The sequence below is a fragment of the Leptothrix mechoopdaensis (SeqCode) genome (genome assembly GCF_053893855.1).
In genome coordinates, this window is record NZ_CM132699.1 from 1,580,561 (window position 1) to 1,603,495 (window position 22,935).

The following is a 22,935-nucleotide window of genomic DNA, read 5'->3' on the forward strand; positions in this document are numbered from 1 at the left end:
GTGGCTTGATGGTGCGGGGCTTCAGGCGTGGTCCGCCGCCACCCGGCGCTGGCCGCCGGCCAGGTCGGGCAGGGCGACGATGCGCAGGATCGCGGCGGCGACGTCATCGGCCGGCCGGAGCTCGCCGTCGGCCTGTCGGCGGATGAAGCGCGCCACGTCCGGGAAATCGGCCGGCGACTGCTGGCGGATCAGCGCCTGCATCGCGGTGTCCATCACGCCGGGGTCGACGTTGATGGCGATGAAGGGGTGCGGCTCGCCGGCCTGTTCGGCGGCGACGGCGCGGATGAAGTTCTCCAGCCCGGCCTTGGCCGCGCAGTACAGCGACCAGCCCGCATAGCCCTTCTGCGCCGCGCCGGACGACACGCTGGCCAGCACCTTGCGGCAGGGCAGCGCCTGGAACTGCCCGATCACGGCGGCCATGAACAGGATCGCCGACGTGAAGTTGGCCTGCAGGTTGGCCTGCACGGCGGCCGGGTCCTTGCGCGATGCCGGCCCGATCGGGTCGAGCACGCCGGCATTGCCGATGACGACCAGCTCGTCGATCACCGCACCCGGCCCCAGCGCGTCGACGCAGCGGGCCAGCGCCGGCTTGACGACCGACTCGATCTGCCCCGGATCGGCCAGGTCCACCCGGACGGAGCCCGCATGCGGCGCCCCGCGCGAGAACTCCAGCACCTGCCAGCCCTGTCGCTGCAGCTGGTCATGAAGGGCAAGTCCGAGGCCGCGAGAGCCGCCGGTCAGGATGGCGAGGCGCATGGGGTGGGGTCCGTGGGTCCGAGGGAACGGGAGGGGTATCGGGATGGCGATTACAAGGCGTCGGCCGCCTGCGAGGCAGCCTGCAGGTCACGCACGTTCTTCTGCACCGCAATGGCACCGAACAGGCCGAGCAGGAAGGACATCGCATAGAAGCCCTTCTCGGACGCCGCGAGCGCAGCGTTCCACAGCCCGATGCCGAGCAGCACGATGGCCGACGCCACCGAGACCCAGCACAGCAGGTAATACAGCCGCGTGACCGGCACGCCTTCGAGCCGGTCGCGGACCGACTTCTGCAGCGACACCGCCGAGAACAGGCCGTACATCAGCAGCACCAGGTAGTAGCCCTGTTCGTTGAGCGCCATGTTCGAGTTCCACAGGCCCGCCAGGTAGACGGCCGCGCCGGCCAGCAGGGCCCCCCACGATGCGGCGACGAAGGCGCCGGTGGGACGTTGGAAAGGCTGGGTCTTGTTCATGTTCGATCCTTGAAGTCGGTTGCGTGGCCGGCCATCGGAAGGGGCCGGTTCCGGACCGATTCTGTGCAGCGCCCCCGCGTGCGCTGCCCACCGCTTCAGGTCGGTTTCTGCAGGGCAACTGCTCAAGGAAGTCAGACGGCCACGGCTGTCGCCCAGGCTCACAGCCAGCGCCGGACCCGCGCGCACCAGGCCCGGTAGTCGTCGCCGAACCGGTCGGCCAGGATGCGTTCCTCCGGCTCGATCTGGAACCGGGTGATGTAGAGCACGAAGGCGACCGGCCCCAGCCAGGCGGGCAGCGCCGCCAGATGGACCGCCCAGGCCGTCAGCGGGCAGGCCATGCCGACGTACATCGGGTTGCGGGTGATGCGGTAGACGCCCCCGGTGACCAGCGTGCTGGCCTGTTCGGGCCGCAGCGGGTTGATGGTCGTGCGCGCGGCGAGGAAGGCCAGCAGGCCGAGCAGGTCGAAGGCAAGGCCGGCCAGCACCAGCAGCGCGACCACGACGATGCGCAGCCCCGGTGGCAGGCCGAATGCCGGACCGAGCTTCGCCAGGGCCCACATCGCCAGCGCGATCAGGGCGCCGACGACGGGCGGCGGGATCTTGTGGTCGAGGCGGGACATGGTCGCGTCGCCGTCCCTCAGGCGCCCGCCTGCACGTGGCGCGCGAAGCTGTCCAGGATGGCCTGCCAGCCCTGGCGCTGCTGCTCTTGCGGGAACTGGTTCTCGGGGTCGAAGGTGACGCTGACCGTCACGCCCTCGGCATCGGGGCTGAACACGACCACGCCGTGGCGGTCACCGAAGTCGTATTCGATGCGCTCGTGCGGCACGACCACCGTGTAGGTGCCGGCGAAGTCGAAGCCGAAGCTGCCGTCCTTGGCTTCCATGCGCGACGAGAACTGGCCGCCGGCCCGCAGGTCGACCTCGGCGCGCGTGGTGTGCCAGTCGGGCGAGGCGGTGTTCCATTGCACGATGTCGGCGGGGGTCACGTAGGCGCGCCATACCTCGGCGACGGGGGCGCGGACATGGGTCGAGACGGTGATGGTCATGGGTGTCTCCAGGGGTGAATGGCCGGCGCTCAGGTCGCCTGACCGATGCGGCGGAACGGGCCGATGCAGGCCGACAGGCTCTCGTCCGAGCACATCAGGAACTCGGGCCGCGAGGGGTGGACGATGATGAAGTTGGTCGCCTCGTGGCCGACCGTCATGACCGAGCCCATGCAGTCGGGCAGGCCGTTGTCCTTCACCAGCTTGTCGACCCACTTGTAGAAGCCACGCGGCGACGGCTTCACGTCGATGACGAACTCGCTCTCGGCCGCCTGCTGGCCGCTGGTCACGGCGGTCGTGCCGTCCGGGTTGATCGTGTAGACCTCATGGCAGCCGGTGCCCGGCACATCGATCCGCCAGGCGCCGATCAGCGGGTGGTCGAAGGGCAGGGGGCTGCGCTTGAAGTCGTCGGCCGCGCAGGCCAGGCTGAAGGTGCCCAGCGCGAGCGCCAGGAACAGGGATCGGACGTGTTGGCCTTGTGGCATGTTCTCGTGCGGTTCTGGTTGCGAAAGCGTGGGGCCGATGATCGCGCGATCAGTTCGTGTCCTGCACGAAGGTGGCCGTGCCGGAGAAGGACGGCACCAGCGCGAACGCGATCAGCGGCCCGTCGCGCAGGCAGGCCAGCGTGCTGCCGGTGGGCACACGGTAGCGCGCGACCAGGTCGTTGCCTTGCCGCGTGACCGCCGTGATGACCGGCTTGAAGCACCACTTGCCGACCCCGAGCGACAGCCCGATCACCGCCTGGGTGCCGTAGTCGTAGACCGGCTTGGCCGGCTCGCTCGACAGCAGGCCGATCGGCCAGGTCTGGAAGGGCGTGGCAGCCCAGAACGTGTCGAGCTCGGAACTGCTGCGGATCACGTGCGTGCCGGCCGGCACGGCCCGGAAGAACGTCATCGTGACGTCCTGCGTGGCGACCTCGTCGCTGCCACCCGAGCCACCGCAGGCGGCCAGCATCAGGGCCGACGTGATCAGGGCCGACACGATCAGCACCGACGTGATCAGCGCCGCCCCGCGCAGCCCGCTCTGTCCGGCCGGCCTCACGCCAACCGCCGACGCCGGATCTCGCTGGCGGTGATGCCGCCCTGGCCCCAGTTGTCGGGGTCCAGTTCCTCGATCAGCACGGTCACGTCCTCGGCCCGCTTGTCGAGCGTGCGCACCAGCAGGTCGGTGATGCCGGCGATCAGCTCGGCCTTCTTGTCCGCAGGCGTCGGCGGGTCGCGGCGGGCGAGGTGGACGGTGATGAGGGGCATGGTTCAGGGCTCCGTGGGATAGGGCGACGTCGGCGCGGCCGAGGTCGATGTTTCAGGCCGGCTGGATCAGGTCCCACAGATTGCCGCTGACATCGCGGAACACCGCCACGGTGCCGTAGGGCTCGACCTTCGGCTCGCGCACGAACTCGACGCCGCGAGCGCGCCAGGCGTGGAAATCGCGCCAGAAGTCGTCGGTCTGCAGGAACAGGAACACCCGGCCGCCGGTCTGGTCGCCGATGCGCGCACGCTGGGCCTCGTCGCTGGCACGCGCCAGCAGGATCCGGCACTCGCGCGACCCGGGCGGCGCAACGACCACCCAGCGCTTGGCCTGCGCCGGCTGCCAGGTGTCCTCGATCAACGTGAAGCCGAGCGTGCCGACATAGAACGCCAGCGCGGCGTCCTGGTCGTCGACCAGCAGCGAGATCAGGCTCAGGTGCTGCGCCATGGCGGACTACGTCTGCGACGTCGCCCGGTGATGGGCCACCAGCGCATTCGCATGGCCATGCCCGATGCCGTGTTCGGCCTTCAGATGCGCCACCTGCTCCATGTGCTTCAGGTGCTGCAAGCCGTCCAGGATGCGCAGCCAGTGGTCCACCGGCTGCCCGTAGGTCTTCTCGATCGACGGGAAGTAGGAGGCGGGTCCCTTGGGCTTGGCGGTGTCGGGCATGTCGGGCACTTTCGGAGTCGACGGGCTCCCCATTGTTGCGGCAGCGGGGCGCGGTTTCCGGCTCGGGTTGGCGGATCAGGGATTTCGATGAGGCGGCGAGCACGGGTGCTGAGCGCCCGGATTTTCCGGGCTTGCGCAGCGGTTGTCGCCCTTTGCTGGCTACTGTATTGGTTTATGGGTGTCAATAACCAATATAACGGGAGTGCATGTTTCTTGTAGATGTACAAACATATTTGTCATGTGCTAACGGATTTTCGAAAACACAATCCGACCCATCTGATCGTTTTCACATCAATAGCCTGTCAATGCCAGAGTTCTGACGAAAATATCTGCCAAGGTGGACGTTTTCAAGGGTGGCCTGTGGGCGGATGATGATCAGTTCTGGTATTTGCATCAACAGCATCGATTTCGCGTCGCGTTCAAAATGAAACCTACCGTCAGTGTCGTCATCCCGTTCTATAACGGTTCTGCCTGGATCGAACGTGCGATCGAGAGCGTGAAGCAGCAGAGTTATCCTGCCCACGAGTTCTTTGTCGTCAACGACGGGTCTACTGAGGAAGAGGCATTGAAGTTGCTCGAACTGAGCAAGCTCTACGGTTTCTCGGTCATCAACCAAGCCAACACCGGGCAAGGCGGCGCCAGAAATGCCGGGGTTGAAGCTTCCACTGCAGAGTACATCTGCTTTCTCGATCAGGATGACTTCTTTCTCAAGAATCATATTCTTGATCTCGTCAATGCCATTCCGGAAGATGACCCGTACTTCGGCTATGTTTACGGGGACTTCTGTCATGCTGATGCGCATGGCAACACGATCAACTCGGAATCTTTGATGTCCAGCCAGCCAGGTCAGCATCCGAAACGTGGCCACATATCGTTGATACTTTCCCGTGACCTCATGATCACGCCTTCATCGGTTCTTGTTAGGAAGGATGCATTTGACGCGGTGGGCGGCTTTGACTCACAGTTTCGCGGTTATGAGGACGAGGATCTGTTCATTCGGTTGTTCAGGGCGGGATACTCTAGCCATTTTCTTCCGAAGACGGTCTATGTCTGGTGCATGCATGGCGATTCGACATCCTGGAGTGCCACCATGTCGAAGAGCCGGATCGCTTTCTTCAAGAAGATGTGCAGTCTTTTCCCTGACGATGAATTCAACCGGATCTTCTATCTCAGGGACTGCTTGAAGCCGAGATTCGAGAGCGCCTTCCTGCGTGATCTGGTGGTGGCAAGACTGAAGCGGGACAAGAACAGCAGTCTCTATGCTGAAATCGTCGATCAGTATGTGAAGATCATCGACGCGAGTCGAAGCGTCAAATCCAGGCACAAGGCCCGATTGCACTTGAAGAGTTGGCTGGCTTCTCACCTGCCATTGTTCATGTTCAAGAGATTCAGGGCGCTGAAGAAATACGCAACCTGAAGGGCGCGACTGGCGCGGTTCGATGCGGAACGGCGGGAGGGGTGCGGGACGTGACCTTCTTGCCTTCTGGACGATCGCTGGCGCAACTGGACAGTGAAGGGGCCTTGGGCGCACCGCCCTCACACCCGGCCCGCAATTTGCAACTTCGAGCCATCCGCCACTCCCGTCCCTCTTCCCCATGCCCACCCTCGACACCGGCAACACCGCCTGGATGCTCGTCGCCACCGTGCTCGTGCTGCTGATGACCTTGCCGGGGCTGGCCCTGTTCTATGCGGGGATGGTGCGCAAGAAGAACCTGCTGGCGACGATGGCGCAGGTGCTGGCGACCTGTGCGGTCGTGTCGATGCTGTGGTTCGCGGTGGGCTACAGCCTGGCGTTCCGGCCGGGCCAGGGCTGGCTGGGGGATCTGGGTGCGGCCTGGCTGGAGACGCTGCGGACCGATCTTGCGCATGGACAGGTCAGCGTACACCCGCTGGCGCCGACGGTGCCGGAGGCGGTGTTCGTGATGTACCAGCTGAGCTTCGCGGTCATCACGCCTGCCCTGATCGTGGGCGCGTTCGCCGAACGCATGCGCTTTGCCGCCCTGTTGTGGTTCATGGCGCTCTGGAGCGTCGCGGTCTATGCGCCGGTCGCCCACTGGGTCTGGGGGCCGGGCGGCTGGCTGGGCGCGATGGGCGCGCTGGACTTTGCCGGCGGCACCGTGGTCCACGTCAACGCCGGGGTGGCCGGGCTGGTCGCGGCGGTGATCCTGGGGCGGCGGCTGGGTTATGGCGAGGTGCCGCTGATGCCGGCCAACCTGGGCTGGACGCTGACCGGTGCCGGCCTGCTGTGGGTCGGCTGGATGGGCTTCAACGGCGGTTCGGCGATGGCGGCGGATGGCCGCGCGGGCATCGCGATCCTGAACACGCAGATGGCGGCGGCAGCGGGCACGCTGGCCTGGATGGTGGCCGAGTGGCTGGTGCGCGGCACCCCCACGCTGCTGGGCCTGTGCAGCGGCGCGGTCGGCGGGCTGGTCGCGGTGACGCCGGCGTCGGGCTACGTCACGCCGGCCTCGGCGGTGCTGATCGGCGCGCTGGCGGGTGTCGCGTGTTACTGGGGCGCCACCGGGCTGAAGCGGATGCTGGGCGCCGACGACAGCCTGGACGTGTTCGGCGTGCATGGCGTGGCCGGACTGCTGGGGGCGCTGATGACCGGCGCACTGGCCGACCCGCACATCGGCGGCGCCACCGGCTCGGTGCTGACCCAGGCCATCGCGGTGGGCGCCGTGGCGGTCTACAGCGCGGTCGCGACCGCGCTGATCCTGGGCGTGGTCGGCGTGACCGTCGGCCTGCGGGTGACGGCCCGCCAGGAACATGCCGGGCTGGACCTGAGCCAGCACGGCGAACGCGTCGAATGAGGCCGGCCATCCGGCGCGCCTGAAGCAGGGACCCTTCCATGTCCAACCCCACAGCTCCCATGCCCGAACGCCTGAGCGAGAGCGACAAGCTCGGCATCGCCGCCCATCTGCACGTGGCCATGCGCCGCAAGATCGGCCGGGTCACCGACATCGAATGGCTGGTGCGCGACGCGACCTACGCGAGGGAGATCATCCGGCTCGCGCTGGCCGAACGGGATCACCCCGACCTGCAAGGCTGGGCGCTGAAGCTGCAGGCGGCGCTGTTCCCGCCTGCCGCCCGGGAAACGCCAGCGGCCAACAGCGGGCCGATGCCGCTCGATGCCTCCTCCAGTCCCGGGCGTGAAGCCGCCCTGCGTCCGGCTCAGGGGTTGCTGGGGCGGTATGTGGGCGGCTTGAGATGACCGGACGTCCGGCCTTGTGGCGTTCTCCTGTTTATCCGATGGGTGAAAGCGGGTAAGTGATTACCCGATGTTGGCGAGTTTCGTCCACACGTTCTTGCTACTCGAATAGATGAACTTTGCAGTGGAACCGACGGCGGCGGATCCAGAGAATCGCGCTTCGCATTTTTCGTCGTTCCGGGGTTTCCCAGTGATCCTGGAAAGTAATCGCTAGAGAAAGAATGACTTTCAAGAGATTCTGGATGTTCTTGACCGCCGTGAACATGCGGCTCCATCCGAAGCCAACAGGAAGGGTCGGGGTCAGGTGGGAATCTGGCAGCAGTATTCACGGGATATCGAAGAATACGCCAAGGGTTATCTGATGCGGGGCAGCCAGAGCCGATGTCTGGTTTCTCGGTCCATTGCCGCGCAACCGGATCAGCAAGGCATGGCAACGCGGGCGTCGTGAGCCGCGCCCGGCGGCGGACGGGTGCACCAGCGTATGGAAGGAAACATGCCCATGAAAAGAATGATCCTGCTGTCGTCGACCCTGCTGTTGGGCCTTGCCGACCTTGCACGCGCCGACTATCCGGATGTGCTGAACCTGCAGCGCGCCAATGGCGCGGCCGTGTCGCTGATCTACAAGGTCGATTCATCGTCCGGTCGGGCCTATTACGTCTACGGCGGTGGGGCGAGGCCGGTGAACTGCGGCACGGGCGACCTGACGTCGTATGCGATCGGCACGCCGCATGACCCGTCGGAGGTTGCCGGCGTCCTGGGTATCCAGGCGATGCCCGGGGTTCCGGGCGGGGCGCCGGTTCCGACCGCGCTCAACCGGTCCTCGGTCATGGCGGATGCCCGTGGGCGCCACTACCGGGTCTCCCTGGCGGACCGGCGCGAACTCGAGGATCTGCGCGCCGAGAACGGCCATCGCATCCCCTTGCGCTGGACCTATTCATGTCCGTACGGCGGCCCGTCGTTCGTGCAGGGCAGTCCGGAGTTCCTGACCGCCGACCAGTCGAAGCGCCAGCCGATGGTCTACAACCTGCGGACCCAGGAGGCCCGACCGCTGCAGAAGGGCGAGAAACGGGCGGTGGTCCTGCAGGTCCGCAGCCTGGGCGACGCCGAGGTCTGCCTGTTCGAGGACACCGACGGGCGAGGGCGCCACAAGTGCCTGGGCACCGGCCAGTGGCGGCAACTCGGCGAGTTCGAGGAAGGTGGTTCGGCCCTGCGCGCCGTCCGGTCGGTGGTGGTGGGCCGCCACTGCAGCGCCGCCCTGAACGAGGACGTCGATTTCGGCGGTCGGCTGGTGTCGCTGAACCTGTACCGGACGGTCACCGTCTTCCGCCGCTCGCTGACCGCGCTGGACGACCGGGTGTCCTCGTTGCGGGTCACCTGCCAGGACGGAAACTGAAGCCGTCAGGCCTGCGGCGCATCCGGCCCGTCGACTCGGCCGGGATTGAAGTGAAAATGCCCCGATCCGGCCGCGGCATCCATCGTGGCCGCCGCGGCTGCGCTGTCCACTTCACCCTGCGATGTCCGAACCTTCCTCCCGCCATCCCCACGCCGCACCGGTCGATGCGCTGCCCGAACTGGGCACCGGGATCGACCACTACCCGTCGCCGTCGAGCGTCACGCCGGTCGACGAGCACCTGATGCGGCTGGCGCTGGACCAGGCGCTGAACGCGCACCTGGCCGGCGAGGTGCCGGTGGGCGCGGTGATCGTCCAGCACACCGAAGACGGGCCGAAGGTGCTGGCGACCGGCTACAACCGGCCGATCACGACCCATGATCCGACGGCGCACGCCGAACTGGTCGCGTTGCGCCACGCGGCCGCGCTGGTCGAGAACTACCGGCTGCCGGACTGCGAGCTGTACGTGACGCTCGAACCCTGCCCGATGTGCGCGATGGCGCTGCTGCACGCACGCTTCAAGCGCGTCGTCTTCGGCGCCCGCGACCCCAAGACCGGCGCGGCCGGATCGGTGGTCGACCTGTTCGGCCTGAACCAGCTGAACCACCACACGGCGGTCGTCGGCGGCGTTCTGGAAGAGCCTTGCGGACGGGTGCTGCGCGACTTCTTCGCCGAGCGCCGGGCGCAGCAGAAGGCCGAGCGGCTGGCGCGCGTCTCCGACGGCTTGCCGGGTGCGGCCGATGCGCGCGATGCGTCCGATGACCTGAGGCCGGTCGACGCGCCGGTCGGACTCGTGCACGCCCCCATCCTCGGGCACCCCGCCGCCGAGCCGGTGGTCGACATCGGCGGCCACCCGCCCGGCCCGCCGCACGCCACGCGCGAGAACGACACGCTGACCTTCACGCTGCCGGAGGTGATCGAGGATCCGTCCCTGCCCATCACCCAGCTCGCGCCGCTGGAGCCGCTGCCGGTGCCCGACGTGGCAGAGGCCTCGCTGACGCAACTGGGCGGGCTGAGCGCCTTCGCGTCGCTCGACAGCCTGCCGCCGTCCGACAAGTCGCGCGAGCCGAAGCCGCGCGGCTGAGGCCGCACGGCCTCTTGCTCCGTCCGTCCGAACCCGTTGTTCCCCGAGGCCGCTGCGCAGCGGCCTCATTCGTTTCCCGATCTGCTGATCTCCCGATCCCCGAAAGCCCCGCATGCCCGCAGCCCAGCCGCCCATCGATGTTCCCGACCGGGGCGACCTGCACGTCTACAGCCCGTCCGGCGTGGTGACCCAGGCCGCCGTGCTGAAGCGGGCGGTCAAGCGGCTGGGGCAGGCCGGCTACCGCGTCACGGTCGACGAGGCGGCGCTGGCGAAGCACCAGCGTTTCGCGGGCGATGACGACACCCGCCTGGCCGCCTTGCACCGCATTGCGACGGCCGCGCCGCATGTCGCGCTGGCCAGCCGGGGTGGCTACGGCCTGACGCGGCTGCTGGACCGGATCGACTGGACGCTCATCGCCCAGGCGGTCGAACGCGGCACGCACTGGGTCGGCCACAGCGACCAGACGGCCCTGCAGGCCGGCCTGCTGGCCCACATCGGCAACAGCCCGAACGCGGTGACCTGGCACGGCCCGCTGGCCTGTGCCGACTTCGGCGCCAGCGATGCCGATGGCGGTCTCGACGAGGTCACGCCCGACTGCTTCCACGAGGCCGTCAGCGGCGAGCTGGAGGCGATCGGCTTCCGCGTCGCCGAAGGGCATGACGGCCTGGCCGTCAGCGGCCGGCTCTGGGGCGGCAACCTGTGCGTGCTGACCAGCCTGCTGGGCACCCCGCACTGGCCCAAGGTGCGCGGCGGCATCCTGTTCCTGGAGGACGTCAACGAGCACCCCTACCGGGTCGAACGCATGCTGCTGCAGCTGCACCAGGCCGGCGTGCTGGCGGCGCAGAAGGCGATCCTGCTGGGCGACTTCAGCGGCTGGAAGAAGAGCCCGCTGGACCGGGGCTACAACCTCAAGGCGATGGTCGAACACCTGCGCAGCGTCTGCCCGGTGCCGGTGCTGACGGGCCTGCCGATCGGCCACGGCCGCACCAAGGTGACGATCCCGTCGGGCCTCAAGGCCGACCTGGTGGTGCAGGGCCGCGATGCCCTGGTCGCCTGGGGATGAGGCAGTGACGGGCCGCCTGCTCGCCGTCTTCGCGGTGGCCGCCTCGGCCCTGCTGGCGAGCGGGCTGACGGCCTGCGGCAACAGCCCCTACGCCGACGGCGCGGCCGAAGCGAACACCCTCTACACGGCGTTCACCGAACGGTCGCCGCGCCACCTGGACCCGGTCGCGTCCTACTGGAACCAGGACACGCCCTACACCTACAGCATCCTCGAACCGCTGCTGGGCTATCACTACCTGAAGCGGCCGTACACGCTGATCCCGCGGCTGGCGCTGGCCGTGCCCGAGCCGGTGCTGAAGGATGCGCAGGGCCGAACCCTGCCGGCCGATGCGCCCGACGCCCAGGTGGCCGAGAGCGTCTACGAGATCGCCATCCGCCCGGGCGTGCGCTACCAGCCGCACCCGGCCTTCGCACGTGATACGCAAGGCCGCTACCGCTACCACGGGCCGCACGCCGAACACCTGGCCGACGAACCCGACGCGCCGCTGGCCTTCCCTCACCTGGACACCCGCGAGCTGGTCGCCGACGACTTCGTGCTGGCCTTCCAGCGCCACGCGACACCGCGCCTGCCCGCGCCGATTTCCGGGCTGCTGGCCGAACACGTCGTGGGCATGGCCGACTACCTCACGGCGATCCGCGCCGAGGACGCCCGGTTGCGCGCCGACCTGCCGCCCGACAGGCAGGACCTGCCGTGGCTGGACTTCCGACAGTGGCCGCTGGCGGGGGTCAGCGCGCCCGACCGCCAAACCCTGCGCATCCGGCTGAAGGGCCGCTACCCGGCCTTCCGCTACTGGCTGGCGACGACCTTCGTCGCGCCGGTGCCGTGGGAGGTCGAGGCCTTCCACGCCGAGCCCGGCCGCGTGCAGCGGGGCCTGACGCTGGACCGCTGGCCGGTCGGCACGGGGCCCTACATGCTGGCGACCTTTGAACAGGACCGCCGCCACGTGCTGGTGCGCAACCCGAACTTCCGCCATGAGACCTATCCCTGCGAGGGCACGCCCGGCGACGCCGAACGGGGCCTGCTGGCCGATTGCGGCCGGCCGCTGCCCTTCATCGACCGGGTCGAGTTCCGCATCGAACGCGAGGCGTCGACGCTCAAGAGCAAGTTCCTGCAGGGCTGGCTGGACGCGCCCGAGGTCGAGCGCACCGACCGGGGCTCGGACTACGCGCTCGACATGCGCGACGACGACGCCACCCGCGTGCGCCTGACCGAACGGGGCCTGCAGCTGCCCGAGGCCGGCGACCTGGTGATCTGGTACCTGGGTTTCAACATGCTCGACCCGGTCGTCGGCCAGGGCGACACGCCCGAGCGCCAGCGCCGCAACCGGGCGCTGCGCCAGGCCATCGCGATCGCGCTGGACTGGGGCGAGTACAGCCGCATCTTCCCGGCCAAGGGCGGTGCCGAGGCGATGGGCCCGTTGCCGGCCGGCATCGCCGGCTCGCGGCTGGGCACGCGCGAGGGCGTCAACCCGGTCACCCACCGCTGGGTCGCCGATGCGAACGAGCCGGCCGGCGGACGCGCGGTGCGCCGCAGCCTCGACGAGGCCCGCGCGCTGCTGCGCGAGGCCGGTTATCCCGACGGCCGCGACGCGCAGTCGGGCCAGCCGCTGGTGCTGCACTACGACTTCTACCGCGCGATGACGCCCGAGCTGCGCGCCGAGATCGCCTGGCTGACCGGCCGCTTCGCCGCGCTGGGCCTCACGCTGGACCTGCGCGCGACCGACAACAACCAGTTCCAGGACAAGGTCCGCAAGGGCCGCCACCAGCTGTACTTCGCCGGCTGGGGCGCCGACTACCCGGACGCCGAGAACTTCCTGTTCCTGCTGCACGGCCCGAACGGCAAGAGCCGCCACGACGGCGAGAACCTGTCCAACCATGCCGACGATCGTTACGACGCGCTGTTCCGCCAGATCCAGCAGCTGGCCGACGGCCCGGCCCGGCAGGCGTTGATCGATGAGGCTGTCGCGCGGCTGCAGCAGGACACGCCGTGGGCCTGGGGTTATGTCTCGCAAGGCCGTGCCGCCTGGCAGCCCTGGGTGCGCAATGCCGGCGTGCCGGTGCTGGCCAAGGACCAGCTGCGGTACCTGCGGCTGGACACGGCCCAGCGCACCCGCCTGCTGAAGGACTGGAACGCGCCGCGCTGGCAGGTGCCGCTGGCCTTGCTCGTGTTGATCGGCCTTGGCGTGGCCTGGGCCTGGCGGCGCCAGTGGCAGCGGCGCGCGGCCGCATCGGCGCGTGGGGAGGGGCGGTCATGACGCTGCACCTGCGCCGACCCGTGTTCACCTTCCTGCTGCGCCGCCTGCGCGATGCCGCGCTGGTGCTGGTCGGCGTGCATGTGCTGAGCTTCGTGCTGTTCTTCGGCATCAACACGCCCGACGACATGGCGCGGCTGGCGCTGGGTGGCAAGCGGGTCAGCGCCGAACAGGTCCTGAACTGGAAACGCGAACGTGGCTACGACCGGCCGCTGCTCTGGAATGCCGATGAACACGGGGCTCGCGCGCTGACGCAGACGATCTTCTGGCAACGCAGCGCCGGCCTGCTGCGGCTGGACTTCGGCCGCGCCGACAGCGAGAGCGGCGGCCAGATCGGCCGCGAGATCGCCCGGCGCATGGCGGTCAGCGTGCAGCTGGCCCTGCCGCTGTTCGTGCTGCAGGGACTCGCCAGCCTGCTGATCGCGCTGGCGCTGGTCGCCGTGCGCGGCAGCGCGCTCGAACGCTGGGGCGGGGCGCTGACGCTGCTGATGCTGTCGGTCTCCAGCCTGTTCTACATCGTCGTCGGGCAGGCGCTGTTCTCGAACGTGCTGCGGCTGGCGCCCGTCTCGGGCTGGGCCGACGGCTGGGCCTCGTGGCGCTTCCTGGCCTTGCCGCTGGGCCTGGCGCTGCTGACCCGGCTGGCCGGCGACGTGCGGCTGTACCGCGCGATGCTGCTGGAAGAGGCCGGCAAGCCGCATGTGCGCGCCGCCCGCGCACGTGGCCTGGGTGATGCCGCCGTGCTGGGCTGCCATGTGCTGCGCAACGCGGCCGTGCCGGTGCTGACCAGCGCCGGGCTGGTGCTGCCGCAGGTCTTCCTGGGCAGCCTCGTGTTCGAGAGCTTCTTCGGCCTGCCGGGCCTGGGCGCCTACGCGATCGAGGCGATCGCGGCGCAGGACTTCGCCGTCGTGCGCACGATGGTGCTGCTGGGCGCGGTGCTGTACGTGGCGGCGATGCTGCTGGTCGACCTGGCGTTGCTGTGGGCCGATCCGCGCATCCGGCTGGACGGCGGGTCCGCTGCGGGGGAGGGCCGATGAACACGGCCGACCCGTCGTCGACCCTGTCGATCTGGAGCGTCCTGTCGCAGGCCCGCCCGGTGCTGCTGTGGACCGACGCGCTGCTGTGGGCGCTGCTCGCGGCCGGTCTGCAGGCCGGCTGGCGGCTGCGGCGCGACCCGTTGCAGCGGCGCGCCTGGCGGCGTGTGCTGGCGACGCCGGGTGCCGCCGCCGCGCTCGTCGTGCTGACGCTGCTGGGCGCGCTGGCGATGGTCGACAGCGTCCACTTCCGGCGCGCCTTGGCGGTGCCGGCGGGCGCACCGCCGGTCTACGCCACGCAGACCGAATCGCTGCTGGACCTGCTGCTGGCGCGGCCCTTGTCGATGCGCGAGGCCGGCTACTCGCGCCCGCTCGACGCCTGGAGGCTGACACGCGAGAGCGTCGTGCGAGACGGCGTCGTCGTGCGGGAACCGCAGCGGCTGGCGCATGGCGGCGCGCACCTGCAGGACCCCGCCCGCGACCGTGCGGCGGACCTGGTCTGGCGGGCCCTGGCCGGCGCCTTGTTCGGGCTGGGCGCCAGTCTCGGGGTGTGTGTCGTCTTGCTGCGCCGGCGCCCCGACCGCTTGCGCGGCCCGGCGCGCGAGGCCGCGATCAGCCTTACCGTGCTGGCGATGCTGGCCGGCATCGTCATCGCCTGGGCCGACGGCTGGCATGTGCTGGGCACCGACCGGATCGGGCAGGACGTGCTGGTGCAGGCGCTCAGGAGCGTGCGGACCGCCTTCGTGATCGGCCTGCTGGCGAGCCTGGCCACCGTGCCGCCAGCCCTCGCGCTCGGCCTGCTGGCGGGCTGGTACCGGGGCGCCGTGGACGCGGCGGTGCAGGGCCTGGGCGCCGTGCTGTCGGCGATCCCCAACGTGCTGCTGATCGCGGCCGGCGTGCTGCTGGCGCAGGCGGCGATCGATGCGCATCCGGATGCCTTCGCCTCGGCACTGGAACGGGCCGATGCGAAGCTGCTGCTGCTGTGCCTGATCCTCGGACTGGGCGGCTGGGCGGGGCTGTGCCGGCTGGTCCGGGCCGAGACGCTGCGGCTGCGCGCGCAGGACTTCATCCGCGCGGCACGCGGCTCGGGCCTGTCGGACGCCCGCATCGTCTGGCGCCACCTGGCGCCCAACGTCGCGCACCTGGTGCTGATCCAGGCCGCCCTGGACCTGTCGATGCTGGTGCTCTACGAGGCCGTGCTGACCTATGTCGGCGTCGGCGTCGACCCGGCCGTGCAGAGCTTCGGCGGCATGATCAACCTGGCCCGCAGCGAGCTGCTGCGCGAGCCGGTCGTGTGGTGGTCGGTCGCGGCGGCCTTCGTCTTCATGGTCGTGCTGGTGCTGGCGCTGAACGTGCTGGCCGACGCGATCCGGCAAGCCTTCGACCCGCGTGCGGCGGTCGGCGGAGGGCGGTCATGAACGGGCCGCTGCTGGACATCCGCGAGCTGTGCGTCGACCTGCACGACGACGCCGGCGAGGCGCCGGTGCGGCGGGCGCTGCACGACCTGTCGCTGGCGCTGCGGCGCGGCGAGACGGTTGCGCTGGTCGGGCCTTCGGGCTGTGGCAAGAGCCTGACGGCAGCGGCCCTGCTGAGGCTGCTGCCCGACAACGGCCGGATCGTGTCGGGCGACGTGCTGCTGGCGCCGCGCCAGGGTCAGCCGGGGGCGGCGCAGAACCTGCCGGATCTGCCCGGACACGCGATGCGCGCGGTGCGCGGCGGGCGCATCGGCATCGTCTTCCAGGACCCGGGCAGCAGCTTGAACCCGGTGCTGACGATCGGCCGCCAGCTGCGCGAGGCGATCGAGGCCCACACGCCGCTGCGCGGCGCGGCGGCGCTGGAACGGGCGCGGCAATGGCTCGACGAGGTCGGCCTGCCGCCGTCCGTGCTCGGGCGCCATGCCTTCGAACTGTCCGGCGGCCAGCAGCAGCGCGCGATGCTGGCCATCGCGCTGGCCGGCGAGCCCGAGCTGCTGATCGCCGACGAGGCCACGTCCGCGCTCGACGTGCTGACCCAGGCCCAGGTGCTGGCGCTGGTCGACCGCCTGCAGGCCGAACGCCGGCTCGGGCTGCTGCTGGTCACGCACGACCTGGCGGTGGCCGCGACGCATGCCGACCGCATCGCGCTGCTCGAACACGGCCGGCTGGTGGCCGTCGGGCCGACGGCCTTGCTGCTCGGCCGCGACGGGCCGCCCGCCTTGCCGCTGCTGCGCGAGCTGCTGGACGCCGTGCCGGGCGGGGCGGGCTGGGCCCGATCGGCGCAGCCTGACGAAAGCGCCGGCGAACGGGGCGATGCCGGCCCCGTCCTGCAGGTGGAGAGCTTGCGCGTGGCCTATGCCGGCCATGTCGCCGTCGACGGCATCGGCTTCCAGGTCGCGGCCGGGCGCACGCTGGCGCTGGTCGGCGCGAGCGGCTGCGGCAAGTCGAGCGTCGCGCTGGCCGTGGCGCGGCTGTTGCCGGAGGCGGCGGCGGTTTCGGGCTCGATCCGGCTCGGCGGTCAGGAGATCGGCGCCTTGCGCGGCGCTGCCTTGCGCGCGTCGAGGGCTGACGTGCAGCTGGTCTTCCAGGATCCGCTGGCCTCGCTCGACCCGCGCCAACGTGTCGGTGACATGCTGGCCGAGACGCTGGCCGCGCTGCGGCCGGGCTGGGACGCGGCCCGGCGCGCCGCCCGCATCGACCGGCTGGTCGAGCAGGTCGGCCTGAAGGGGATCGACCTGGGGCGCCATCCGCACGCCTATTCCGGCGGCCAGCGCCAGCGCCTGGCCATCGCCCGCGCGCTGGCCTGCGAGCCGCGTGTGCTGGTCTGCGACGAGCCGACCTCGGCACTGGACCTGATCACGCAGGCTCAGGTGCTGAGCCTGCTGCGCACGCTGCAGCACGAGACCGGCGTCGCGCTGGTCTTCATCACGCATCACCTCGCGCTGGTCGAGGCGGTGGCCGACGAGGTGGCGGTGATGGACGGCGGGCGGATCGTCGAGTCCGGCCCGGTCGCCCGGGTGCTGGACCCGGTGACCGGCCAGCGCCACCCGGTCACGCGGGCCTTGTGGGCGGCCTTGCCGAGGCTGTAGCCGGCCTCGTCAGGCCAGCCATGCCAGCGAGGTCAGCCACACGCCCGTGACGGCCAGCGAGCCGAGCGTCACCGGCAGGCCGACGCGGGCGTGGGTGCGCCAGTCGATCTCGACGCCGCGCCGCCGGGCCGCGTCGACCACGATGATGTTGGCGATGCTGCCGACGATCAGCAGGTTGCCCGCCAGCGTGCTGATCAGCGTCAGCGTCAGGCCGGCCAACGGATGGGTCGCGTGCGGCAGCAGCAGCATCACGGCCGGCACGTTCGAGACCAGGTTGGAGAGCCCGAAGGTGACGACCGCCAGCGGCCCCGGCTGAGACAGCGCCACGCCGGCCTGCGCCAGCGCCGCGACCGCCTGCTGCGGCAGGCCGGTGGCCTCGAACGCATGGTTGACGATGAACAGGCCGATGAACAGCAGCAGCAGCTCATGGTCGACCAGGCCGAGCATGTCGCGCGAGTGCAGCTTGCGGCTGAGCAGCAGCAGCCCGGCGCCGGTCAGCGCGACGACCTCGCGCGGCCAGTCGGTCAGCAGGAAACACGCGACGATGCCCAGCGCGACGCCCAGGCCCTTGGCGGTCTGCCAGCGGTCGAGCGTGATCTCGGCGCTGCCCGTGCCGGCCTCGACCGGGCCTTGCCAGCGGCCCCGGAACAGCCACGCGACGATCGCCCAGGTCAGCGCCAGCGACAGCAGCACCGGCAGCGCCGCGTCCCGCAGATGGGCCGCGAAACCGAGCTTCAGCGTCTCGCCGATCAGCATGTTCTGCGGGTTGCCGATCAGCGTCGCGGCCGAGCCGATGTTGGACGCGCAGGCCAGCGCCAGCAGCAGCGGCAGCGGGTTCAGGCCACGCCGCCGGGCCGCGTCGACCAGCACCGGCGCGACGGCCAGGCAGACGATGTCGTTGCTGAAGAGGGCCGACAGCACCGCGCTGACCGCGATCAGCGCGCCCAGCAGCCGCACCGGCGACCCGGGCAGGGCGGCCAGCCGGCGTGTCGCCCAGTCGTAGAAGCCGCCCAGGCGCATCTGCGCGGACACCACCATGAAGGCGAACAGCAGGATCACGGTGGGGATGTGGACCGACTCGGCGGCCTGCTGCATCGACAGCGCATCCATGCCGATCAGCGCGATGGCACCCAGCAGCGCCACGCCGGTGCGGTCGAGCTGCAGGAACGGCAGGCCGCCCAGGATCATGCCCAGGTAGACCAGCGAGAAGACAAGGACGACGAGGTCCTGGGTCGGCGTCATGGCGAGTCCGTCCAACATCGTTCAACCCAAAAAAAGACCGGCCGGAGCCGGTCTTGCGAGGGCAGGGCGCGAGGCCCGTCAGAGCACGTCGGAGGCGAAGTCCGCCAGCCGCGAGCGCTCGCCGCGCGCCAGCGTGATGTGGCCGGCGTGCGGCCAGCCCTTGAAGCGGTCGACCGCGAAGGTCAGGCCCGACGAGCCTTCGGTCAGGTAGGGTGTGTCGATCTGCGCCAGGTTGCCCAGGCAGACGATCTTGGTGCCCGGGCCGGCGCGCGTGACCAGCGTCTTCATCTGCTTGGGCGTCAGGTTCTGCGCCTCGTCGATGATGACGAACTTGTTCAGGAAGGTCCGCCCGCGCATGAAGTTCAGGCTCTTGATCTTGATCTTGCTGCGCACCAGGTCGTTGGTGGCTGCACGGCCCCATTCGCCGGCAGCGCTGTCGCCACGGGCCAGCACCTCGAGGTTGTCGTCGAGCGCGCCCATCCACGGGCCCATCTTCTCTTCCTCGTTGCCGGGCAGGAAGCCGATGTCCTCGCCGACCGGCACCGTCACGCGGGTCACGATGATCTCGGAGTAGCGGCGGTCGTCGAGCACCTGCGCCAGGCCCGAGGCCAACGTCATCAGCGTCTTGCCGGTGCCGGCCGTGCCGGTCAGCGTGATGAAGTCGCAGTCCGGATCCATCAGCAGGTTCAGCGCGAAGTTCTGCTCGCGGTTGCGGGCCATCACGCCCCACACCGCATGCTTGGCGTGGGTGTAGTCCTTCAGCGTCTTCAGCACGGCGGTCTTGCCGGTGATCTCGGTGACCTTGGCATACAGCGCGGCGTTGCCCGGGGTCTCCAGGTAGACGAACTGGTTGACCATCAGCACGGGCACCAGCGGGCCGCTGATGCGGTAGTAGGTCGAGCCGCCCTGCTGCCAGCTCTCCATCGTCTTGCCGTGGCGCTCCCAGAAGTCGGAGGGCAGGGCCATGACGCCGGTGTAGAGCAGGTCGCCGTCTTCGAGCGTCTTGTCGTTGAAGTAGTCCTCGGCGGGCAGGCCCAGCGCACGGGCCTTGATGCGCATGTTGATGTCCTTGGACACCAGCACGACCTCGCGCCCGGGCATGGCCGCACGCAGGCTCTGCACCACACCCAGGATCTGGTTGTCGGCCTTGCCTTGCGGCAGGCCGTCGGGCAGCTTGACGTCCAGGAAGGTGGTCTGGAAGTACAGCTTGCCGCCGGCCTCGCGGTGACCGGTCTTGGCCAGCGCGATGCCGTCGGCGGCGTCGAGCTTGCCGTTCTCGTCCAGGCTGGCGGCCAGCGCGTCGAGTTCACGGCTGACCTGGCGGACGTTGCGCGAGACCTCGCTCATGCCCTTCTTGTGGCCGTCGAGCTCCTCGAGCGTGATCATCGGCAGGTAGATGTCGTGCTCCTCGAAGCGGAAGATCGACATCGGGTCGTGCATCAGCACGTTGGTGTCCAGCACGAACAGCTTGGCCGGACCGGTCGAGCGCGGCTTGCGGGCGCGAGGTGCGGCGGGTGCGGCGACGGGCCGGACCGGTGGCTGGACGACGGCAGCGGGGCTGGCGACCGGGCTGGCGACAGGACTGGTGACCGGAGCCGTCGCCGCGGCCGTCCGCGCCTTCGCCTTCGGCTTGACGGCCTTCACCGGCGTTGCGGCAACGACCGGTACAGGTGCGGCTTCGGCGGCCGCGACTTCCAGCAGATCGACGACCTGGTCGGCCGCTTCGTTCACGCTGCGCCGGGCGGATCGCCCCTTGGCCGGCTTGTCGTACTGGGCAGGATCGAGGACAGCGCCGCGTTTGGCGGGAGGTTGAGGCAGAGGCATCGAGTTCAGGCTTCGCGGGCTGGGAGAACGCCGCGTCGGCCGGCAGGACCGGTGGCGTTCGCGGCAACAAAAAAGCCGCGCAGCAAGCTGGGCGGCTTCGTCAGGGGATGCGATCTGTTCGTCGCAGGCATGAATTCATTATGCACGGGCGAGAAGGCGGCTCATGTGACCGCCTTCACGTCCGAGTCGCGACGCTCAGGCGGTGGTGATGTTGAGTTCGCGCACGGCCTTGAGGACTTCCTCGACGTGGCCGGCGACCTTGATGCCACGCCATTCGGCGCGCAGCACGCCTTCGGCATCGATCAGGAAGGTCGAGCGCTCGATGCCCTTGACCTTCTTGCCGTACATGATCTTGTTCTTGACCACGCCGAACATGTGGCAGAGCTTCTCTTCCGTGTCGGCGATGAGTTCGAAGGGCAGTTCGAGGTTCTGCTTGAACTTGTCGTGCGACGCCATGTTGTCGCGCGAGACTCCGAACACCACCGCACCGGCGTCCTTGAAGTCCTGGTGCTGATCGCGGAATTGCATCGCTTCGGTGGTACAACCCGGCGTGTTGTCCTTCGGGTAGAAGTACAGCACCACGGCCTTGCCCAGGAAGGCTTGCGACGTGAACTTGACGCCTCCCGTGGCGTTGGCGTCGATGTCCGGCAGGGCTTTGTTGAGAGCAGGCGTCATGCAGCGTTCTATCTGGAATAGCACTCGGTCGAGTGCAATCCCGTCATTATAAAACGCTCGGACCGGATGGCTCCTGCCGGTGCCTCACCGGACCGCCCGATCGGGGGCTGGCGAGAGGTCCGCGCGGGCCGGGATGCACGTTCCGATCGGCCTGATCGCGAAAAACTCAGTCCAGCAACAAGACCGCGACGGCGCGTCGACCCTCGCTGACGAGGATGTTGTAGGTGCGGCAGGCGGCCACCGTGTCCATGCCCTCGACGCCGATTCGACGGGTCTGCAGCGGGTGACTCAGGCGTGGCGAGACGAACTGGTGGCGTGACCCGGTGCCGACGATCACGACCTCGGGTTGCAGCGCCAGCAGCGTCTCGAACATGGCGGTCGTCAGGTCCTCGACCCGCTGGCAGGGCCAGGCGGTGATCTCGCCCTGCCAGGGCACCATCACGCTGCTCGTCCAGGCCTGCTGGTTGACCACCACCTGGGACGCCGTGGCGGCCTGGATCGCGTTGACGCCGTCGAGGCGTTCGGGTTGGAACTTCACGGTGCGGGGACGGCCGGGAAGGCCGGTGGGCTGGGGCTAAAATTGTAGGCTTTGTGCCCCAGGCAGCGCTCGGAAGGGTCCGTGGCTGCCGGAGTCGGCCGTCCATCCAGGAGACCTCGTGCTCAAGCCCGTCGCCAAGTCCAGCAAGCTCGCCAACGTGTGCTACGACATCCGTGGCCCGGTGCTGGAAAAGGCCCGCCAGATGGAGGAGGAAGGCCACAAGATCATCAAGCTCAACATCGGCAACCTGGCCGTGTTCGGGCTGGAGCCGCCCGACGAGATCGTGCAGGACATGATCCGCAACATGCCGCACTCGGCCGGCTACACCGACAGCAAGGGCCTGTTCGCGCCGCGCAAGTCGGTGGTGCACTACACGCAGGAGAAGGGCGTCAAGGGCGTGACGGTGGACGACGTCTACCTCGGCAACGGCGCCTCCGAGCTGATCGCGATGAGCATGAACGCGCTGCTCGACGACGGCGACGAGGTGCTGATCCCCTCGCCCGACTACCCGCTCTACACCGCCGTCGTGGCGCTGTCCGGTGGCCGTCCGGTGCACTACCAGTGCGACGAGCAGAGCGACTGGTTCCCCGACATCGCCGACATCAAGGCCAAGATCACGCCGCGCACCAAGGCGATCGTGGTGATCAACCCGAACAACCCGACCGGCGCGCTGTATCCGGACAGCCTGCTGCTGGAGCTGATCGAGGTCGCGCGCCAGCACCAGCTGATCATCTTTGCCGACGAGATCTACGACAAGACGCTCTACGACGGCAACACGCATACCAGCATCGCCTCGCTGTGCGACGACGTGCTGACGCTGACCTTCAACGGCCTGAGCAAGAACTACCGCTCCTGCGGCTACCGGGCCGGCTGGATGGTCGTCTCGGGCGACAAGCGCCATGCCCGCGACTACATCGAGGGCCTGACGATGCTGGCCTCCATGCGCCTGTGCGCCAACACGCCCGGCCAGCTGGCGATCCAGACCGCGCTGGGCGGCTACCAGAGCATCAAGGACCTGGTCGCGCCGACCGGCCGGCTGTGCCGCCAGCGCGACCTGGCGCACAAGCTGCTGACCGACATCCCGGGCGTGACCTGCGTCAAGCCCAAGGGCGCGCTCTACATGTTCCCGAAGCTGGACCCGAAGCTCTACCCGATCGAGGACGACCAGGCCTTTGCCTACGAGCTGCTGGCCGAGGAGAAGGTGCTGATCGTCCAGGGCACCGGCTTCAACTGGCCGACGCCGGACCACTTCCGCCTCGTCTTCCTGCCGAACTCGGACGACCTGACCGACGCGGTCACGCGCATCGCCCGCTTCCTCGACGGCTACCGCCGCCGCCACGGCCGCTGAGCTGGCACGGGCACCGGCGCCGCCAG

At 69.2% G+C, this 22,935-nt stretch carries 23 protein-coding genes and 1 pseudogene; 11 read left to right on the top strand and 13 right to left on the bottom strand.

What is annotated here, in order from left to right:
- Nucleotides 1-21 precede the first annotated feature (21 nt).
- The 9 genes from ACWA7K_RS06990 to ACWA7K_RS07030 all read right to left on the bottom strand — a co-directional run bounded on the left by ACWA7K_RS06990 (nucleotide 22) and on the right by ACWA7K_RS07030 (nucleotide 4,188).
- Nucleotides 22-756: an SDR family NAD(P)-dependent oxidoreductase gene (locus ACWA7K_RS06990; RefSeq protein ID WP_456166988.1), complete on the bottom strand. Its 735-nt coding sequence runs from the start codon at nucleotides 754-756 to the stop codon at nucleotides 22-24.
- A gap of 50 nt (nucleotides 757-806) precedes the next feature.
- Complete coding sequence (yiaA, locus tag ACWA7K_RS06995; RefSeq protein WP_456166990.1) at nucleotides 807-1,229, bottom strand: inner membrane protein YiaA; 423 nt, start codon at nucleotides 1,227-1,229, stop codon at nucleotides 807-809.
- A 158-nt stretch (nucleotides 1,230-1,387) separates the two neighbouring features.
- Nucleotides 1,388-1,849, bottom strand: coding sequence for a methyltransferase family protein (locus ACWA7K_RS07000; protein WP_456166992.1), 462 nt, complete (start codon nucleotides 1,847-1,849; stop codon nucleotides 1,388-1,390).
- A 17-nt stretch (nucleotides 1,850-1,866) separates the two neighbouring features.
- Nucleotides 1,867-2,274: an SRPBCC family protein gene (locus ACWA7K_RS07005; protein ID WP_456166994.1), complete on the bottom strand. Its 408-nt coding sequence runs from the start codon at nucleotides 2,272-2,274 to the stop codon at nucleotides 1,867-1,869.
- Between the two features lie 29 nt (nucleotides 2,275-2,303).
- Complete coding sequence (locus ACWA7K_RS07010) at nucleotides 2,304-2,756, bottom strand: hypothetical protein (RefSeq protein ID WP_456166996.1); 453 nt, start codon at nucleotides 2,754-2,756, stop codon at nucleotides 2,304-2,306.
- A gap of 49 nt (nucleotides 2,757-2,805) precedes the next feature.
- Nucleotides 2,806-3,312, bottom strand: coding sequence for a hypothetical protein (locus tag ACWA7K_RS07015; protein WP_456166998.1), 507 nt, complete (start codon nucleotides 3,310-3,312; stop codon nucleotides 2,806-2,808).
- Nucleotides 3,309-3,521: a tautomerase family protein gene (locus ACWA7K_RS07020; protein ID WP_456167000.1), complete on the bottom strand. Its 213-nt coding sequence runs from the start codon at nucleotides 3,519-3,521 to the stop codon at nucleotides 3,309-3,311. Before ACWA7K_RS07020 ends, ACWA7K_RS07015 begins: the two co-directional genes overlap by 4 nt.
- A 52-nt stretch (nucleotides 3,522-3,573) precedes the next feature.
- Nucleotides 3,574-3,966 (bottom strand): VOC family protein, encoded by a 393-nt coding sequence (locus tag ACWA7K_RS07025; RefSeq protein ID WP_456167001.1) that lies wholly within the window; start codon nucleotides 3,964-3,966, stop codon nucleotides 3,574-3,576.
- A 6-nt stretch (nucleotides 3,967-3,972) separates the two neighbouring features.
- A complete protein-coding gene (locus ACWA7K_RS07030) occupies nucleotides 3,973-4,188 on the bottom strand; it encodes a DUF4287 domain-containing protein (protein ID WP_456167003.1) in 216 nt (71 codons plus the stop codon).
- Between the two features lie 337 nt (nucleotides 4,189-4,525).
- On the opposite strand from ACWA7K_RS07030, the gene ACWA7K_RS07035 reads away from it, so the two are divergent.
- The 10 genes and pseudogenes from ACWA7K_RS07035 (at nucleotide 4,526) to ACWA7K_RS07080 (ending at nucleotide 17,282) form a co-directional block, all read left to right on the top strand.
- On the top strand, nucleotides 4,526-5,605 hold the full coding sequence (locus ACWA7K_RS07035; RefSeq protein ID WP_456167005.1) for a glycosyltransferase family 2 protein: 1,080 nt from the start codon (nucleotides 4,526-4,528) through the stop codon (nucleotides 5,603-5,605).
- A gap of 178 nt (nucleotides 5,606-5,783) precedes the next feature.
- On the top strand, nucleotides 5,784-7,001 hold the full coding sequence (locus ACWA7K_RS07040; protein ID WP_456167007.1) for an ammonium transporter: 1,218 nt from the start codon (nucleotides 5,784-5,786) through the stop codon (nucleotides 6,999-7,001).
- A 59-nt stretch (nucleotides 7,002-7,060) separates the two neighbouring features.
- Nucleotides 7,061-7,402 (top strand): hypothetical protein, encoded by a 342-nt coding sequence (locus tag ACWA7K_RS07045; RefSeq protein ID WP_456167009.1) that lies wholly within the window; start codon nucleotides 7,061-7,063, stop codon nucleotides 7,400-7,402.
- Nucleotides 7,403-7,898: 496 nt separating this feature from the next.
- Nucleotides 7,899-8,792, top strand: a complete 894-nt coding sequence (locus tag ACWA7K_RS07050) for a hypothetical protein (protein WP_456167011.1) — start codon at nucleotides 7,899-7,901, stop codon at nucleotides 8,790-8,792.
- Nucleotides 8,793-8,913: 121 nt separating this feature from the next.
- Nucleotides 8,914-9,501: pseudogene (gene tadA / locus ACWA7K_RS07055) on the top strand (tRNA adenosine(34) deaminase TadA); the annotation flags it as partial.
- Between the two features lie 484 nt (nucleotides 9,502-9,985).
- Complete coding sequence (locus ACWA7K_RS07060; protein ID WP_456167013.1) at nucleotides 9,986-10,936, top strand: LD-carboxypeptidase; 951 nt, start codon at nucleotides 9,986-9,988, stop codon at nucleotides 10,934-10,936.
- A gap of 4 nt (nucleotides 10,937-10,940) precedes the next feature.
- Nucleotides 10,941-13,190 carry an ABC transporter substrate-binding protein gene (locus ACWA7K_RS07065; protein ID WP_456167015.1) on the top strand — a complete coding sequence of 750 codons (2,250 nt, stop codon included), beginning with the start codon at nucleotides 10,941-10,943 and terminating at the stop codon, nucleotides 13,188-13,190.
- 20 nt (nucleotides 13,191-13,210) lie between these two features.
- Nucleotides 13,211-14,221, top strand: a complete 1,011-nt coding sequence (locus ACWA7K_RS07070) for an ABC transporter permease (protein WP_456168709.1) — start codon at nucleotides 13,211-13,213, stop codon at nucleotides 14,219-14,221.
- The gene (locus tag ACWA7K_RS07075) at nucleotides 14,218-15,636 is read left to right on the top strand and encodes an ABC transporter permease (RefSeq protein WP_456167017.1); all 1,419 of its coding nucleotides are present in this window, start codon (nucleotides 14,218-14,220) and stop codon (nucleotides 15,634-15,636) included. Before ACWA7K_RS07070 ends, ACWA7K_RS07075 begins: the two co-directional genes overlap by 4 nt.
- The gene (locus tag ACWA7K_RS07080) at nucleotides 15,633-17,282 is read left to right on the top strand and encodes an ATP-binding cassette domain-containing protein (protein WP_456167019.1); all 1,650 of its coding nucleotides are present in this window, start codon (nucleotides 15,633-15,635) and stop codon (nucleotides 17,280-17,282) included. Before ACWA7K_RS07075 ends, ACWA7K_RS07080 begins: the two co-directional genes overlap by 4 nt.
- Before the next feature lie 9 nt (nucleotides 17,283-17,291).
- Here the strand turns inward: ACWA7K_RS07080 and ACWA7K_RS07085 are convergent, their stop codons facing one another.
- The 4 genes from ACWA7K_RS07085 to ACWA7K_RS07100 all read right to left on the bottom strand — a co-directional run bounded on the left by ACWA7K_RS07085 (nucleotide 17,292) and on the right by ACWA7K_RS07100 (nucleotide 21,561).
- Nucleotides 17,292-18,524 carry an SLC13 family permease gene (locus tag ACWA7K_RS07085; protein WP_456167021.1) on the bottom strand — a complete coding sequence of 411 codons (1,233 nt, stop codon included), beginning with the start codon at nucleotides 18,522-18,524 and terminating at the stop codon, nucleotides 17,292-17,294.
- Nucleotides 18,525-18,602: 78 nt separating this feature from the next.
- A complete protein-coding gene (locus ACWA7K_RS07090; RefSeq protein WP_456167023.1) occupies nucleotides 18,603-20,348 on the bottom strand; it encodes a PhoH family protein in 1,746 nt (581 codons plus the stop codon).
- A gap of 195 nt (nucleotides 20,349-20,543) precedes the next feature.
- Nucleotides 20,544-21,023, bottom strand: a complete 480-nt coding sequence (locus ACWA7K_RS07095) for a peroxiredoxin (RefSeq protein WP_130481017.1) — start codon at nucleotides 21,021-21,023, stop codon at nucleotides 20,544-20,546.
- Between the two features lie 166 nt (nucleotides 21,024-21,189).
- On the bottom strand, nucleotides 21,190-21,561 hold the full coding sequence (locus ACWA7K_RS07100) for an Mth938-like domain-containing protein (RefSeq protein WP_456167026.1): 372 nt from the start codon (nucleotides 21,559-21,561) through the stop codon (nucleotides 21,190-21,192).
- 118 nt (nucleotides 21,562-21,679) lie between these two features.
- Between ACWA7K_RS07100 and ACWA7K_RS07105 the strand changes: the two genes are divergently transcribed.
- On the top strand, nucleotides 21,680-22,909 hold the full coding sequence (locus tag ACWA7K_RS07105) for a pyridoxal phosphate-dependent aminotransferase (protein WP_456167028.1): 1,230 nt from the start codon (nucleotides 21,680-21,682) through the stop codon (nucleotides 22,907-22,909).
- Nucleotides 22,910-22,935: the final 26 nt, after the last annotated feature.

Excerpts from the sequence above, each read along its gene's own strand:
- ACWA7K_RS06990 (WP_456166988.1), bottom strand. The coding sequence starts at position 756 with ATGCGCCTCGCCATCCTGACCGGCGGCTCTCGCGGCCTCGGACTTGCC.
- yiaA (WP_456166990.1), bottom strand. The coding sequence starts at position 1,229 with ATGAACAAGACCCAGCCTTTCCAACGTCCCACCGGCGCCTTCGTCGCC.
- ACWA7K_RS07000 (WP_456166992.1), bottom strand. The coding sequence starts at position 1,849 with ATGTCCCGCCTCGACCACAAGATCCCGCCGCCCGTCGTCGGCGCCCTG.
- ACWA7K_RS07005 (WP_456166994.1), bottom strand. The coding sequence starts at position 2,274 with ATGACCATCACCGTCTCGACCCATGTCCGCGCCCCCGTCGCCGAGGTA.
- ACWA7K_RS07010 (WP_456166996.1), bottom strand. The coding sequence starts at position 2,756 with ATGCCACAAGGCCAACACGTCCGATCCCTGTTCCTGGCGCTCGCGCTG.
- ACWA7K_RS07020 (WP_456167000.1), bottom strand. The coding sequence starts at position 3,521 with ATGCCCCTCATCACCGTCCACCTCGCCCGCCGCGACCCGCCGACGCCT.
- ACWA7K_RS07025 (WP_456167001.1), bottom strand. The coding sequence starts at position 3,966 with ATGGCGCAGCACCTGAGCCTGATCTCGCTGCTGGTCGACGACCAGGAC.
- ACWA7K_RS07030 (WP_456167003.1), bottom strand. The coding sequence starts at position 4,188 with ATGCCCGACACCGCCAAGCCCAAGGGACCCGCCTCCTACTTCCCGTCG.
- ACWA7K_RS07040 (WP_456167007.1), top strand. The coding sequence starts at position 5,784 with ATGCCCACCCTCGACACCGGCAACACCGCCTGGATGCTCGTCGCCACC.
- ACWA7K_RS07045 (WP_456167009.1), top strand. The coding sequence starts at position 7,061 with ATGCCCGAACGCCTGAGCGAGAGCGACAAGCTCGGCATCGCCGCCCAT.
- ACWA7K_RS07050 (WP_456167011.1), top strand. The coding sequence starts at position 7,899 with ATGAAAAGAATGATCCTGCTGTCGTCGACCCTGCTGTTGGGCCTTGCC.
- ACWA7K_RS07060 (WP_456167013.1), top strand. The coding sequence starts at position 9,986 with ATGCCCGCAGCCCAGCCGCCCATCGATGTTCCCGACCGGGGCGACCTG.
- ACWA7K_RS07075 (WP_456167017.1), top strand. The coding sequence starts at position 14,218 with ATGAACACGGCCGACCCGTCGTCGACCCTGTCGATCTGGAGCGTCCTG.
- ACWA7K_RS07080 (WP_456167019.1), top strand. The coding sequence starts at position 15,633 with ATGAACGGGCCGCTGCTGGACATCCGCGAGCTGTGCGTCGACCTGCAC.
- ACWA7K_RS07085 (WP_456167021.1), bottom strand. The coding sequence starts at position 18,524 with ATGACGCCGACCCAGGACCTCGTCGTCCTTGTCTTCTCGCTGGTCTAC.
- ACWA7K_RS07090 (WP_456167023.1), bottom strand. The coding sequence starts at position 20,348 with ATGCCTCTGCCTCAACCTCCCGCCAAACGCGGCGCTGTCCTCGATCCT.
- ACWA7K_RS07095 (WP_130481017.1), bottom strand. The coding sequence starts at position 21,023 with ATGACGCCTGCTCTCAACAAAGCCCTGCCGGACATCGACGCCAACGCC.